At 37.8% G+C, this 15,020-nt stretch carries 16 protein-coding genes; 9 read left to right on the top strand and 7 right to left on the bottom strand.

The genetic code is table 11. The annotated features are described in order from the left end of the window. Nucleotides 1–31 precede the first annotated feature (31 nt). On the bottom strand, nt 32–256 hold the full coding sequence (locus tag BFL01S_RS15265; RefSeq protein WP_025908710.1) for a YuzB family protein: 225 nt from the start codon (nt 254–256) through the stop codon (nt 32–34). A 209-nt stretch (nt 257–465) separates the two neighbouring features. Here BFL01S_RS15265 and BFL01S_RS15260 point away from each other — a divergent pair, with 209 nt between their 5' ends. Both BFL01S_RS15260 and lipL read left to right on the top strand, forming a co-directional pair. Further along, a complete protein-coding gene (locus BFL01S_RS15260) occupies nt 466–1,131 on the top strand; it encodes an RsfA family transcriptional regulator (protein WP_061786196.1) in 666 nt (221 codons plus the stop codon). 124 nt (nt 1,132–1,255) lie between these two features. Continuing rightward, nucleotides 1,256–2,110 carry an octanoyl-[GcvH]:protein N-octanoyltransferase gene (lipL, locus tag BFL01S_RS15255; RefSeq protein WP_061786195.1) on the top strand — a complete coding sequence of 285 codons (855 nt, stop codon included), beginning with the start codon at nt 1,256–1,258 and terminating at the stop codon, nt 2,108–2,110. 33 nt (nt 2,111–2,143) lie between these two features. Here the strand turns inward: lipL and pta are convergent, their stop codons facing one another. Next, the gene (gene pta, locus BFL01S_RS15250; RefSeq protein ID WP_025908707.1) at nt 2,144–3,115 is read right to left on the bottom strand and encodes a phosphate acetyltransferase; all 972 of its coding nucleotides are present in this window, start codon (nt 3,113–3,115) and stop codon (nt 2,144–2,146) included. A 276-nt stretch (nt 3,116–3,391) separates the two neighbouring features. Between pta and hemQ the strand changes: the two genes are divergently transcribed. The 3 genes from hemQ to gerQ all read left to right on the top strand — a co-directional run bounded on the left by hemQ (nt 3,392) and on the right by gerQ (nt 5,183). Next, nucleotides 3,392–4,135, top strand: coding sequence for a hydrogen peroxide-dependent heme synthase (gene hemQ, locus BFL01S_RS15245; protein ID WP_025908706.1), 744 nt, complete (start codon nt 3,392–3,394; stop codon nt 4,133–4,135). A 115-nt stretch (nt 4,136–4,250) separates the two neighbouring features. Next, on the top strand, nt 4,251–4,673 hold the full coding sequence (locus tag BFL01S_RS15240) for a cell wall hydrolase (protein WP_061786194.1): 423 nt from the start codon (nt 4,251–4,253) through the stop codon (nt 4,671–4,673). 27 nt (nt 4,674–4,700) lie between these two features. Continuing rightward, on the top strand, nt 4,701–5,183 hold the full coding sequence (gene gerQ / locus BFL01S_RS15235) for a spore coat protein GerQ (protein WP_061786193.1): 483 nt from the start codon (nt 4,701–4,703) through the stop codon (nt 5,181–5,183). 40 nt (nt 5,184–5,223) lie between these two features. Here gerQ and BFL01S_RS15230 read toward each other — a convergent pair whose 3' ends face one another. From BFL01S_RS15230 to BFL01S_RS15220, 3 genes are all read right to left on the bottom strand, one after another. Then, nucleotides 5,224–5,592: a DUF423 domain-containing protein gene (locus BFL01S_RS15230; RefSeq protein ID WP_025908704.1), complete on the bottom strand. Its 369-nt coding sequence runs from the start codon at nt 5,590–5,592 to the stop codon at nt 5,224–5,226. Nucleotides 5,593–5,607: 15 nt separating this feature from the next. After that, nucleotides 5,608–5,916, bottom strand: a complete 309-nt coding sequence (locus tag BFL01S_RS15225; RefSeq protein ID WP_061786192.1) for a YwdI family protein — start codon at nt 5,914–5,916, stop codon at nt 5,608–5,610. A gap of 101 nt (nt 5,917–6,017) precedes the next feature. Continuing rightward, nucleotides 6,018–6,698, bottom strand: coding sequence for a uracil-DNA glycosylase (locus tag BFL01S_RS15220; protein WP_025908702.1), 681 nt, complete (start codon nt 6,696–6,698; stop codon nt 6,018–6,020). Between the two features lie 183 nt (nt 6,699–6,881). Here BFL01S_RS15220 and BFL01S_RS15215 point away from each other — a divergent pair, with 183 nt between their 5' ends. Together BFL01S_RS15215 and zwf are read left to right on the top strand one after the other, a co-directional pair. Further along, the gene (locus tag BFL01S_RS15215) at nt 6,882–7,328 is read left to right on the top strand and encodes a staygreen family protein (protein ID WP_025908701.1); all 447 of its coding nucleotides are present in this window, start codon (nt 6,882–6,884) and stop codon (nt 7,326–7,328) included. Between the two features lie 204 nt (nt 7,329–7,532). Further along, nucleotides 7,533–9,035, top strand: coding sequence for a glucose-6-phosphate dehydrogenase (gene zwf / locus BFL01S_RS15210; protein WP_025908700.1), 1,503 nt, complete (start codon nt 7,533–7,535; stop codon nt 9,033–9,035). A 111-nt stretch (nt 9,036–9,146) separates the two neighbouring features. On the opposite strand, the gene gnd is transcribed toward zwf, so the two are convergent. Together gnd and BFL01S_RS15200 are read right to left on the bottom strand one after the other, a co-directional pair. Beyond that, complete coding sequence (gnd, locus tag BFL01S_RS15205; RefSeq protein ID WP_025910295.1) at nt 9,147–10,559, bottom strand: NADP-dependent phosphogluconate dehydrogenase; 1,413 nt, start codon at nt 10,557–10,559, stop codon at nt 9,147–9,149. Nucleotides 10,560–10,739: 180 nt separating this feature from the next. Continuing rightward, on the bottom strand, nt 10,740–12,149 hold the full coding sequence (locus BFL01S_RS15200) for an alanine/glycine:cation symporter family protein (RefSeq protein WP_025910296.1): 1,410 nt from the start codon (nt 12,147–12,149) through the stop codon (nt 10,740–10,742). A gap of 229 nt (nt 12,150–12,378) precedes the next feature. On the opposite strand from BFL01S_RS15200, the gene BFL01S_RS15195 reads away from it, so the two are divergent. Both BFL01S_RS15195 and ald read left to right on the top strand, forming a co-directional pair. Continuing rightward, entirely contained in the window at nt 12,379–13,626 is a 1,248-nt protein-coding gene (locus BFL01S_RS15195; protein WP_061786191.1) for a PucR family transcriptional regulator, read from the top strand. Nucleotides 13,627–13,866: 240 nt separating this feature from the next. Next, nucleotides 13,867–15,000: an alanine dehydrogenase gene (gene ald / locus BFL01S_RS15190; protein WP_061786190.1), complete on the top strand. Its 1,134-nt coding sequence runs from the start codon at nt 13,867–13,869 to the stop codon at nt 14,998–15,000. Nucleotides 15,001–15,020 lie beyond the last annotated feature (20 nt).

Below are 15,020 nucleotides of genomic sequence, written 5' to 3'. Positions count from 1 at the left end.
GGGGTCAGTCCCGAACAAAGGTGATTTTATTTTATTTGTTTAGTTTTTTCTCAATTTTTTCAATTAGCTCGTCCTCTGTTGGTGCAGCTACAGGGCGATTATTTACAAATGCAAATGATTTTTTACGTCCTGGACCACAGTACGATTGACAGCCCACTTTCACATCTGCACATGCATCTATTTTTTGAAGTCGAGGTAACAACGTCTTCACATTTGTTGCCTGACAATCATCACAAATTCTAAATTCATTTGCCATGCTGACACAATCCTTTCAAAAGTGCTTACACATATCTTTTTTTGCCTAAAGGGTATTTTACCGCTATTTGCATAGGAGTGCAAGTTTCGAAAAATGCCAAAATCTATCATACTTCTAGAAAAAATAGTATAACTATACGCTAATCTGTACATACTGAATACTACAAAACATGGTAGCTACCAATCATATAAAAATGAGGAGTGAAATACGTGAAAGATAGACAAGATGCGTGGACAGAAGAAAATGATTTACTTTTAGCAGAAACAGTTTTAAGACATGTAAGAGAAGGAAGCACTCAGTTAAACGCGTTTGAAGAAGTTGGAGATGAACTAAATCGTACGTCTGCGGCTTGCGGATTTCGCTGGAATGCCGTGGTAAGACATCAGTATGAAAAAGCGCTCCAGCTCGCGAAAAAACAGCGTAAGCAACGCATGCGTGCCCTCGGACAAGAACAAGGTAAGAAAAAGCTTTTATATACACCACCTACACCAAGTATAGAAAATGTTACAGAGGAAGTGTACGAGGCAATCCCAGTCTCTTCCCCTACTATAACAACTTCTAACAACGATTTATCGATTGACGTAGTCATCCGCTATTTAGAAACATTTAGAGGCCAAACTGGAAACATACAAGCAATTCAACATGAGAATTCTCGTTTACGTAAGGAAAATGATGACCTACATCGTAAAATCCAAGAGCTTGAAAAACAAGTAACTCAACTTGAAGCAAATGCTACTACTATTCAAGAAGACTATGAAACATTGATGCAAATCATGAACCGTGCTCGCAAACTGGTGTTATTTGATGAAGAGGATCGCTCAGCGACTTCATTTAAAATGGATCGCAACGGGAATTTAGAAAAATTAGCTGAATAATACCAATCCAAAGGCGGCATTCCTATGCCACCTTTTTTCATGGGTTATAACCTGAGGCATACCAAACCCTAACGTTTAAATGTGCTATAATATGTTCGTTTACTTCATAAAGGAGTTATGGAACATGTCTATATATAAACCAAATCTTTTACTACAGCCAAAATGGCGCATCATTGATCAATCAAGCTTAGGTCCGGGCTTTGATGCAAAGCAATCTTTCGCGATAGATGATACGCTTTGCACAAGTGTTGGAAGAAACGCGTCTCCAGCTACGGTTCGCTCTTGGGTGCATCACGATACGATTGTTCTTGGTATCCAAGACACAAAGCTACCGCATTTAGCCGAGGGCATTCACTATTTGCAAGAACAAGGCTATAAACCAATTGTTCGTAACTCTGGAGGGCTAGCCGTCGTACTTGATGAAGGCGTACTGAACATTTCACTTATCTTTCCGGATGCAGAAAAAGGCATTGATATCGACCGAGGATATGATGCGATGTTTGATTTAATTAAAGCGATGTTTGCTTCTCACACAACTGATATTGAAGCAAAAGAAATTGTCGGTTCGTACTGTCCTGGAAGCTACGACTTGAGCATCGATGGTCAAAAATTTGCAGGTATCTCACAGCGTCGTGTACGAGGTGGAGTAGCTGTACAGATTTATCTCTGCGTATCAGGTGATGGAGCAAAAAGAGCCAGTGTTATTAAAGAATTTTACAAAAGAGGCCTACAAGAAGCTGAGACAAAGTTTACATACCCAACGATTGTTCCAGAGACAATGGCTTCTCTTTCACAGCTGTTAAACGTTGAATTAACCGTAAGCGATCTAATGATGCTAACGCTCCAAACATTACAATCCACCGGAGCTTCGTTAGAAATGATTCCCCTACAAGCAGCGGAACTTGAATTGTTTGATACACAGCTACAGCGAATGTATGACCGAAATGAAAAAGCACTAGGTTCTGTTCTAAAAGCATAAAAAAACGCCGTTTAACGGCGTTTTTTTATGCTTTTACAGTGCTTGAGCAGCTGTAATTAAAGCTAATTTGTATACATCCTCTTCGTTACAACCACGTGAAAGGTCGTTAACCGGCTTGTTTAAACCTTGAAGAATAGGACCAACCGCTTCAAAATTACCTAAGCGTTGAGCGATTTTGTATCCAATATTACCAGCTTCAAGACTTGGGAATACAAATACGTTTGCATCACCTTTTATATCTGAACCCGGTGCTTTCTTTTCAGCAACAGATGGTACAAATGCTGCATCAAACTGGAATTCACCGTCTAAAGTTAGGCTTGGCGCCATCTCTTTTGCAATTTTAACAGCTTCCGCTACTTTTTCAGTTTCCGGTGATTTAGCTGATCCTTTTGTTGAGAAGCTAAGCATTGCAACACGTGGATCTACATCAAACATGTTAGCTGTGCGTGCACTTTCAATTGCAATTTCAGCTAAGTCTTGGCTGTTTGGCGAAATGTTAATTGCACAGTCAGCAAATACGTACTTCTCGTCACCACGAACCATGATGAATACGCCTGATGTTTTTGTTACGCCTTCTCTTGTTTTAATAATTTGTAGCGCTGGACGCACTGTATCAGCTGTTGAATGTGCAGCTCCGCTTACAAGGCCATCTGCTTTACCCATATGAACAAGCATTGTGCCGAAGTAATTTTCGTCTAATAAAATTTTACGCGCCGCTTCTTCAGTCGCTTTTCCTTTACGACGTTCTACAAATGAAGCTACCATTTCATCAAATCCATCGTAGTTATGAGGATCAAAGATTTGCACTCCATCTAAAATTAAGTTCAAGCTTTTTGCTTTAGCTTGTACTTCTTCTTCGTTTCCAACAACGATTGGCGTTACGACTTTATCTGCAGCCAAACGAGCTACCGCTCCAAGAACACGCTCATCTAAACCTTCTGGGAATACGATTGATACATTGCTTGCAGATACCTTTTCTTTTAAACCAGTAAATAAATTGCTCAAACTAAGTCCTCCTCAATATGTTAAAAAACAGTTTCCACGTAATAGGATACTCCACTTCGAAAAAAAATCAAAGGCATGTCCTTTAACAATTTGATAACCATAAAAAGTCTTTAAATTCCTAAAATTCAATTAAATATACTTTCAACTTCCCTTTTATCATAGCGTAAATTGTGCTTTTTTAATCACAATTCATGAGTTTTTCAATCCGATCATTCGGATAAACTATGATATAGTAAAACTAGAAGTCATTATACTGTAATTTAGGAGTGAAAGAATATGGCAGAAGCAGCTCAAACACTAGATGGATGGTATGCTCTTCATGATTTTCGAACAATTAATTGGACAGCATGGAAACAGTTATCAAATGAAGAACGCGAAACAGCTATCCATGAATTTTTAGCTTTAACAGAAAAATGGACAAGTACGGAAAATGCAGCTGAAGGAAGTCATGCACTATATAGTATTGTCGGTCAAAAAGCAGATTTTATGATCATGCTTGTACGTCCAACAATGGAAGAATTAAATGAAATTGAAAATGAATTTAATAAAACAAAGCTAGCAGAATTTACTGTGCCAGCTTACTCGTATGTATCCGTTGTTGAGCTAAGTAACTACTTACCAGCAGGTGAAGATCCGTATGAAAATCCACATATCCGTGCACGCTTATACCCGACTCTTCCAAAATCGAAGTATGTTTGCTTCTATCCAATGGATAAGCGCCGTCAAGGTAACGACAACTGGTACATGTTACCGATGGAAGAGCGTCGTAGCTTAATGCGTAGTCACGGCATGATTGGTCGTCAATATGCAGGTAAAGTAAAACAAATCATTACGGGCTCTGTTGGCTTTGATGACTACGAATGGGGCGTTACGCTATTCGCTGATGACGTATTACAATTTAAAAAACTCGTATATGAAATGAGATTTGATGAGGTAAGTGCACGCTACGGAGAATTTGGTAGCTTCTTTGTTGGTAACTTACTTGAAATTGATCGATTCAGTCATTTCCTTTCAGTCTAAACCTTTTTGCTTCCCCTCTCATTAGGGGAAGCATTTTTTGTGCCTTTTTTATGGTCATATTCTCTTCTTTTATTCATATACATACAATAGCGTCACAGGTAAGTGAGGTGAGGAAATGGCGGTTGTCGCGCACACCGAAGAAGATGTTAAGCTTCTAGCCAGACTTCTTCGAGCTGAAGCTGAAGGTGAAGGAAAACAAGGAATGCTCCTTGTAGGTAATGTGGGTGTTAACCGAGCAAGAGCCTCTTGTTTAGACTTTAAAAATATTCGAACTATTAGACAGATGGTCTTCCAAAGCCCTGGAGGCTTTGAAGCCACGCAGAAAGGATATTTTTATCAGCGTGCACGGCAAGCAGAAATTGATTTAGCTCGCCGTGCATTAAGAGGAGAAAGATTTTCACCAGCTACGAATTCTCTATGGTTTTTTAAACCAGGCGGCAGCTGTCCCGCTACATGGTATAACCAACCAAATACCGGAAGATTCAAGTCTCATTGCTTTTTTGCACCAACTCGAGCAGATTGTCCGAGCGTTTACTAAATACATGTAGAATTAAAGGAGGGTACTATGAAAAAGCCAAAAGGTAATCAAAATCAGACCCAGCCTTATATGCAAAACCCATATATGAGCTATAACTATCCTTACTATACGCCTTATCAACAGCCACAAGGAGTTGGTGGAGGTCAGCAACAAAGTCCATCGGGACAAATGCCTCCTCAAATTCCTTCCGGAGGATCAGGGGCGCCTCAAGACCCTGGTCAGCTACCACTAGAAGAGTCATATATTGAAAACATTTTGCGTCTAAACCGCGGAAAAGTTGCAACGGTTTATATGACATTTGAAAATAATAACCAATGGAACGCTAAAGTCTTTAAAGGTATTATTGAAGCTGCTGGGCGTGACCACTTGATCTTAAGTGATCCACAAACAGGGAAACGCTACTTACTATTAATGGTTTACTTAGATTATATTACGTTCGATGAGGAAATTCAGTATACCTATCCATTTAACAGTAGCGGACCTCCATTAAGCAACTATTCACCTCGATAATAGATAAAAGGCCCCTAGCTGAACGCTAGGGGCCTTTTTTTCACCACTTTAAGGCTGCAATAACAATCAATATCCACGCTGTGATGAAAGCCACTCCACCCAGAGGCGTTATGGCACCTAGTACCTTAATTCCGGATATACTTAAAACATATAAGCTACCTGAAAATAATATAATACCAGCCATCATAAGCCAACCTGACGTTGACAACAATGATGACTGAGGAGCTTTTGCAAGTAAAAGAGCGACTACGAATAAACCAATAGCATGAAACATATGATACTGGACGCCTGTTTTCCATACCTCTAAATATTTCTCCGATATCTTACCTTCTAAACCGTGAGCGCCGAATGCACCTAACGCAACAGCTAAAGCTGCATTAATAGCACCTAAAATAACAAAGATTTTCATGTCTCTACTCCTTTTTTAAAAATCAAATAAGCTATCCCCGTTAGCATCGTCTGAAGCAAGCTTTTTCCCTTCAAAATTTTGCGTAGATGATTGAATAATTTGTTGTTGCATCGAAGGCTGAGCTTGAATTTGTGAAGGCATAACAACGCTTGATGGAGTCGTTGGTTGTACTGAAGAAGAATTTCCATCCGTTAATGCCAGTTCACATAATGTTTTAATTGCAATTAATTGATCTCTCACACGAGCAGAATGATGCGCTTCTTGTTTCGCTTTTGCTAGCTCTGCGCTCATTTTATCTAATAGCTGTTCTAACTTTATTTCCATTATTTCACCTCTTTTACTTTGCCCATTGCGAATCTAATCTGTTTATAGTTTATCAAAAATTCACAGGCTGAGCGATGATTCAATTGTAGTTCGATAAATGTTCACGATTTGATGTTATCAATTTGCCAATCAATTGGCGTACACTCATGCTTTTGTAAAAAATCATTCGTTAAGCGAAAATGATTATTGCCAAAAAATCCACGGTTAGCAGAGAATGGACTTGGATGAGGACTCTCTAAAATTAAATGGTGATTTCCCGTAATTAAGCTTTTCTTGGCTTGCGCATGCTTACCCCAAAGTAAGAACACCACGGGTTCCTCTTTTTGTGCAACCAGTTCAATAATGCGATCTGTGAAAATCTCCCACCCTTTTCCTTTATGGGAATTCGGTTCGCTGCGTCGAACCGTTAATACCGTGTTTAAAAGCAACACTCCCTGCTTAGCCCATTTAATCAAATATCCATTATTGGGAATTTCACAACCAAGCTCTTGATGTAATTCTTTATAAATATTGACAAGTGAAGGCGGCGTTTTCACTCCGGGCTGAACTGAAAAGCTTAAACCGTGAGCTTGACCAGGTCCGTGATAAGGGTCTTGACCCAATAATAAAACCTTAACATCCTTGTAAGGGGTATAATGTAGAGCGTTAAAAATATCATAACGTTCAGGATATACAGTTTCACTATTATATTCATTTACAAGGAATTGACGAAGTTGGATATAATATTCCTTTTCGAATTCTGCCTTTAATAACTCATTCCAATCATTTTTTAAAATAGACATCCCATTCGTTCCCTTCATATTTAATCATTGTGTAACCATTCACTCTTTTGTTATTGTACCTAAACTCTACACTTTCAGTGAAGAGCACATTATAATCACCATATCTCTCCAGTTGAAGTCATGTTCAAGTCGCTTTTGTATACACTATAAGGAGTGCATCTTTTCATATAAGGAGGGGTTTATATGATAATTGCTAGTCCCCGCCAAGTAGATGTCACATATGGATTAGGAATTACACCTACCGAACCGATGATTCCTCGAAAATATACCATTTTCCCATCTCATCAATCGTCAATACCATCCATTTACGTCGGTTTAGAATTTGCCTACGATCATATCAGCAAAAGTCGTAATGAATGCTTGGCGTCTTTTTTATTTAATAAAGGCTTCTATTCACTTTCACTTTATTTTTATATTGACCATACTATTTCAGAAGATGCAGCACTAGAGCGTTATATTCACCTCTTAGAAATTTTGCCTGTCTATTTAAATACCCTATATCATTCTGAAAAATTATTCTTTCAAAAGCACCCTTTGCTAGAACATTGTCCAATTTTTTTATATACGGACTCTTCGCATTCTTTTTTAGATGGTAAAAAATCATTAGGTGCATTATATCAATACAGATAGCGCTTTCAAAACTTAGCTACCGCCATTCAATTGGCGTAGCTTTTTTCATTTACCAAACAAAATACTTTTAAACTCATTCAAAACATGGAATAATAACTACAAATCATATAGATTTGCTTTACCATTTATAAATCGTTACAATTTTATATTAGATATATTAGCGTACACTAAACGTAATTTTGATAAAGAGAGGGTCTAGAAGCAATGACAAATGAACAACCAAAATCAATTATTGTAATTTTTGGAGCTACAGGTGATTTAGCAAAACGCAAACTATTTCCATCTATTTTCCGCTTATACAGAGAAAATAAACTATCCGAAGATTTTGCAGTTGTTGGAGTAGCCAGAAGACCATGGACAAACGAAGAGTTGCGTGAAAATGTTAAAAAGTCTGTGGGTAATCTGCAAACAGAAGACACTGATATTGATAAGTTTGCTTCACACTTCTACTACCAGCCATTTGACGTTACAAACGTAGAATCTTATCAAGAGTTAAAAACATTAACAGAAGAGCTTGATACACAATATAACGTTCCTGGAAATCGCATTTTCTATTTAGCAATGGCCCCAGAATTCTTTGGAACAATTGCGTCTAATTTAAAAAATGAAGGCTTAACAGCTACTGAAGGCTGGAGCCGTCTAGTAATTGAAAAGCCATTTGGTCACGATTATCAATCTGCTAAAGAGCTTAACGAACAAATTCGTCACGCTTTCTCTGAAGATCAAATTTATCGTATTGACCACTACCTTGGAAAAGAAATGGTTCAAAACATCGAAGTCATTCGCTTTGCAAATGCTTTATTTGAGCCACTTTGGAACAACCAATATATTTCAAATATCCAAATTACATCAAGTGAAACGCTTGGTGTAGAAGATCGTGGACGCTATTACGAATCTTCAGGTGCACTACGTGACATGGTTCAAAACCATATCTTACAAATGGTTGCTTTATTAGCTATGGAGCCACCAATTAAACTAACACCAGAAGAAATTCGTAGCGAAAAGGTAAAAGTATTACGCGCACTTCGTTCCATGTCAATAGATGAGGTAGATCAATACTTTGTACGCGGCCAATATGGAAAAGGTATCGTGGAAGAAAACGAAGTAATTGGCTACCGTGAAGAAAATTCTGTAGATGAAGAATCTAATACTGCAACATTCGTTTCAGGTAAACTGATGATTGACAACTTTAGATGGGCTGGTGTGCCAATTTATATTCGTACAGGTAAACGCATGAAAGAAAAAGCAACAACGATTGTTGTTCAATTTAAAGATTTACCAATGAACTTATATTTCAATCGTGGTAAAGATATTCACCCTAACCTGCTTGTAATTCATATTCAACCAGAAGAAGGAATTACTCTTCACCTAAATGCGCGTAAAACACCAGGAGCAACGGCTTCTACACCAATTAACCTTAACTACTGCAACAACTGCGGAGATAAGATGAATACGCCAGAAGCTTATGAACGCCTAATTTACGATTGCATGCTTGGGGATGCAACAAACTTTACACATTGGGATGAAGTTGCTCTATCATGGAAGTTTGTTGATACTATTTCAGAAGCTTGGGAACAAAACAAAGCAAAAGACTTCCCGAACTATGAATCAGGTTCAATGGGACCAAAAGCATCAGATGCTCTTCTTGCTGAAGAAGGCTTCCAATGGTGGCCTGTTGGGGAAAGTAACTTCTCAAACGATAAATAATATAAATAAAAACGCAGCGAATATTTCGCTGCGTTTTTATTCGACAAGTCCTTTGTCGAATAGAGAAAAGGGATTGCTTTCAACAGCAATCCCCTTTCTTATTTATTCTTCTTATTTTAACCACTCAGTGTGGAATACGCCTTCTTTATCAATACGTTGGTACGTATGAGCTCCAAAGTAGTCGCGTTGCGCTTGTAAAAGGTTTGCTGGCAGTGTTTCTGTACGGTAGCTGTCATAGTAAGCTAACGCGCTTGAGAAACTTGGCACTGGAATACCTTGCTTAACCGCGATTGAAATAACTTCACGAAGCGCAGATTGATATCCTTCTACGATGTCTTTGAAGTATGGGTCTAACAATAGGTTTGTTAAGTCTGCATCACGATCGTATGCTTCTTTAATTTTTTGTAGGAATTGTGCACGAATGATACAACCACCGCGGAAGATCATCGCAATATCCCCATATTGTAAATTCCAATCATACTCTTCAGACGCAGCTTTCATTTGAGCGAATCCTTGTGCGTATGAACAAATTTTACTCATATATAGCGCTTTTCGAATTGCTTCGATTAGTTCTGTTTTATCGCCTTCGTAAGAAGTTGCTTCTGGACCACTTAATACTTTACTTGCTTTTACACGCTCTTCTTTCATTGCTGAAATAAAACGAGCAAATACAGATTCTGTGATGATTGGTAGAGGCACACCTAAGTCTAATGAGCTTTGGCTTGTCCATTTACCAGTACCTTTTTGTCCTGCTGTATCTAAGATCACATCAACAAGCGGCTTGCCTGTTTCGTCGTCTTTTTTTGTAAAGATATCAGCTGTAATTTCGATAAGATAGCTATCTAGCTCTCCTTTATTCCACTCAGCAAATACCTCATGTAATTCATCTGCTTCTAAACCTAAAACGTTTTTCATAATGAAATACGCTTCAGAAATCAGTTGCATATCACCATATTCAATTCCGTTATGAACCATTTTTACATAGTGACCCGCACCATTTGGTCCGATGTATGTGCAGCAGTCATCTCCGTTTACTTTAGCAGAGATAGACTTTAAGATTGGCTCTACTAACTCGTAAGCTTCTTTTTGACCACCAGGCATGATTGAAGGACCTTTTAGCGCACCTTCTTCTCCACCTGAAACGCCTGTACCAACAAAGTTAATACCAAGCTCTTCTAATTCTTTATTTCGACGAATTGTATCTTGGAAGAATGTGTTACCACCGTCAATTAAAATATCACCTTTTTCAAGGTATGGTTTTAATGAATCAATTGTTGCATCTGTTGCTGCACCAGCTTTAACCATTAATAAAATTTTACGTGGTTTTTCAAGAGAATTAACAAACTCTTCGACACTGTATGTACCAACAAAGTTTTTACCTTCTGCCTCGGATTTTAAAAACTCTTCTGTTTTCTCCGGTGAGCGGTTGTAAACAGATACTGAATAGCCTCTGCTTTCAATGTTTAGCGCAAGGTTTTTCCCCATAACCGCTAAGCCAATAACACCAATTTGTTGCTTTGTCATGTTCTCTCTTCCCTTCGTTTTTTAATATGAATTAGTCACTTTAATCTTAACTGAACCACATAAAAACATTCAAGCTAGAATGCAGCAACCTTCATATCATCTATTATACATATTTGTATAGTACCATGGTTGTATTAAAAAAAAAACGAAAGCGCCTGCTTATGCAGACGCTTTTTAATATTAGCTTGCTTTTTTCATTGTTGCTACTTTGTAATGATTTTCAAAATAATCGTTTGTTTCATGAACAACAACCTTATATAACAACACAAGAGCAATTAAGTTTGGAATCATCATCAGCGCATTTGCCATATCTGCAAACGCCCAAACAACCGTTAAGTTTGCTACTGCTCCAAGGCCACAAGCCGCTACATAAATTGTACGATAAAGACCTGTTGCTTTCGTACCAAATAAATATTCAAAACATTTTTCTCCGTATACATACCAACCTACAATTGTTGAGAATCCGAAAAAAATAACAGAAAATGCAACAATATATTCACCAATTTGACCTAAGGACGACGCAAAGGCTGCTGAAGTTAAAGCTCCGCCATCTAAGTTGGCATTATGCGCCACACCAGAGATAGCACCTCCTGTTGGATCCCAGAAGCCTGTAATAATTAGTACTAACCCCGTCATCGTACAAACGATGATGGTGACAATGAATGTACCCGTCATCGCTACAAGGGCTTGTTTAACCGGATGATCCGACCGAGCATTTCCTGCAATTAAAGCTGCTGTTCCTAAACCGGCTTCATTTGAGAAGATTCCACGTGATACCCCACTACGAATTGCTTCAGAAACCGCGATACCAACAAATCCACTTGTTGCAGCTACTGGTGAAAATGCATATTCGAAAATCAATGCAAATGATGGAATAATTTTATCAACGTTTAAGAAAATAATTAATAATGACCCTGCAATGTATAGTAAAGCCATCATCGGTACAAAAAACCCTGCTACGGTACTAATGCGTTGAATACCACCAAAGATGATCAGAGTTGTTAAAACCGCTAATACGATTCCCGTCACAATTCCACTAATACCAAAGCTTTCATCTACAACGCTTGCAATGGTATTAGACTGAACGCTGTTTCCAATACCTAATGCTGCAAAGGCTCCAAAAAGAGCAAATGCGATAGCCAAAATTTTAAATTTCGGTCCCAGCCCTTTTTCCACATAGTACATCGGACCGCCTGAGTACTCACCTTTATCATTTTTCACACGGAATTTCATTGCTAATAATGCTTCAGCGTACTTTGTAGCCATACCCAGTAAACCTACAATCCACATCCAGAAGATTGCCCCTGGGCCACCTAACGTGATAGCCGTGGCTACACCAGCGATATTACCGTTACCAATTGTTGCAGCCAAAGCTGTCATCAAGGCTTTAAAATTACTTACATCACCTTCAGCTTTTGCATCTTCTTCTTTTTCTTTTGTAAATCCTAATTTGAACGCATACATCAACTTACGGAACTGTAAACCCCTCAATGCAAAGGTTAAAAATAAGCCTGTCCCAAATAAAAGAATTAAGCTCGGTGTTCCCCAAAGAATTCCATTGATTTTCCCTAAAATATCTAGAATGTCCATTGATGCTTCCTCCCCATCTGTTAGCGCTTACATTCTAAATAAGCTCTAATAAATGATTCCCTGATATAATTTTAACATTTTCTCAGACAAGTTTTTTTGTTAAAATCATTAAAAAGGATAGTTTGTTTTTGTCTATTTTCACAAAATGTTTTTAATCAATAGTCAAAAGATTATCAAAAGATTTATGATAAATCAATATGTAATTATTTTTATTAAAGAGGGATTTAATATGAACAAACCGATTCGAGATCCATTTAAGGAAAACTTTGACACACTTGAAGAGTTTGCAGACCGTATTAGTGAAGTTTTACAATGCCCAATTACTATTGAAGATTCGAACCACCGTCTTTTGGCATATAGTACGCATGACGAGCGGACAGATCAGGCGCGTATCGCAACGATTATCGGTCGACGCGTACCCGAGAAAGTAATTAATAACTTGTGGAAAGAAGGTATTATTCCTCAATTATTAAAAACGGATGACCCTATTCGCGTTGAAAATATCAATGAAATTGGACTAGGGAATCGTGTAGCTATTTCAATTTGGAAAAACGACGAAGTATTAGGTTTTATTTGGGCTGTAGAAGTCGATAAAACCTTAAATGAAGAAGAGTTACTTCTATTAAAAAAAGCTGCTACCGTACTTCGCAATAAATTACTTCAACTTCAAATTCGTAAATATAAGCGCGAAGAACGTTCACAAGAGTTTTTTTGGAAGCTGCTCACAGGACATATGGAGTCAAAAGAGGATATCACGCAAGCTTTTTATGATGCGCAAATTACTCCACCCACGTCTTTTTCAATTGCAGTATTTCGATTTCAGGAAGATATTATGCCAGAAGCTGAACGCCAAATTTCTTATTTACTAAAAACCATGCATCGTTTGAAAATTATTCTATATACAATTGATTGCAATGATCTTATTCTGTTCCTTTCTTTGGATTCAATTTTAACTCCATTAAAAGATCAGCATGGTTTTGTAACATTCTTTAAAGATACAATGAAAGAAAGGTTCTCAATTGAGCAAATTGAAGCTAGCTTTAGCAGCATGTATTCTTCTTATGATCATATCGCCAAAAGTTACAATGAAGCACTAAACGTATTGAACATTAAGAGAAAGTTCCCGAAAGAAACGGCCCACATCGCAGGCTATCAAGAATTAGGGATCTATCAATTTTTAGATGTACTGCTAGAGAAAAGAACGCAAGATCACTTTGAAAATTACTCATTAGCTAAATTAAACGAGTATGATTTGCGCCACAATAGTACCTTAGTGGAAACACTCGAAGTATTTTTAGATTCAGACAACAACATTAACGATGCTGCTAAAGTTTTAAACGTTCACATTAATACTTTAAGTTACCGTTTAAAGCGTATTTCAGAGATTGGTGATATTAACTTAAAAGATACAAACCAAAAAATTACGCTTTATTTAGATATTAAATTACAAAAATATAAAAATAACCCATCAAATTAAGTAAAAGAGCCATTCTGCATATAGGATGGCTCTTTGCTTATTGATAGACCAAAAGACCCAACCTATGTCAGAACAACTAACAAATAATCAGAAAAATCAAAATAGTAAACGCTTCCATTTGTGTGTTTTCACAAAATAATACGATTGATTTCTTTTTTCCTGACAAAGAAAAAGAAAGAAGTTTTTTATATACTGTAGCTAGAAATAAGATTTCGTCTATTTTAAGGGAGGAAACATATTATGATTATTGGTGTACCAAAAGAAATTAAAAACAACGAAAACCGTGTAGCGATTACGCCTGCAGGAGTAGCATCATTTGTTGGTACAGGTCATCGTGTCTTAGTAGAAGCAGAAGCAGGAATCGGAAGTGGATTTACGAATGAAGACTACATGAAAGCTGGAGCAGAAATTGTTGAATTAGCTGCTGACGTTTGGGCTCAAGCTGAAATGGTCATGAAAGTAAAAGAGCCTCTACCTAGCGAATATGATTATTTCCGCCCAGGTTTAATTTTATTTACTTATTTACACTTAGCTGCAGAACCTGCTTTAGCACAAGCGCTTAAAGATAAAGGTGTCACGGCTATCGCATATGAAACAGTTGCAGTAAACAGAACGTTGCCATTATTAACACCAATGAGTGAAGTAGCGGGACGCATGGCTTCTCAAATCGGTGCTCAATTCTTACAAAAATCAAACGGCGGTAAAGGAATTCTATTAGCTGGCGTACCTGGAGTAAGCCGCGGAAAAGTAACAATTATTGGTGGCGGTGTTGTTGGAACAAATGCTGCTAAGTTAGCAATCGGACTTGGTGCAGATGTAACAATTATTGACCTAAGCCCTGAACGCCTTCGTCAATTAGACGACATTTTCGGAAACCAAATCAATACGCTGGTTTCAAACCCTTATAACATCGCTGATGCTGTTGCTCAAGCAGACTTATTGATTGGCGCTGTGTTAATCCCAGGTGCAAAAGCACCTAAGCTTGTAACAGAAGAAATGGTACAATCAATGAAACCAGGATCTGTTATTGTTGACGTAGCAATTGACCAAGGTGGTATTGTTGAAACAGTTGATCATATCACTACTCACGATCAACCAACGTACGAAAAGCACGGTGTAGTTCACTATGCTGTTGCAAATATGCCAGGTGCAGTACCTCGTACATCTACAATTGCTCTTACAAACGTAACTGTACCATACGCTTTACAAATTGCATCTAAAGGTGCTTATAAAGCAATTCAAGAAAACCCAGCACTTAAATTAGGTGTAAACGTAGCAAATGGCGCAATTACGTATGAAGCAGTTGCACGCGACCTAGGCTATGATTATGTACCGGTTGAAGTTGCTTTAAACAAAGAATTAACTTCTATTTAATAAATCAAGAGACTGAGACA

It is taken from the genome of Priestia flexa NBRC 15715, from assembly GCF_001591565.1.
GTDB lineage: Bacteria > Bacillota > Bacilli > Bacillales > Bacillaceae_H > Priestia > Priestia flexa.
Note: the sequence above shows the minus strand (reverse complement) of the source record. Positions and strands in the feature narration are given on the sequence as shown.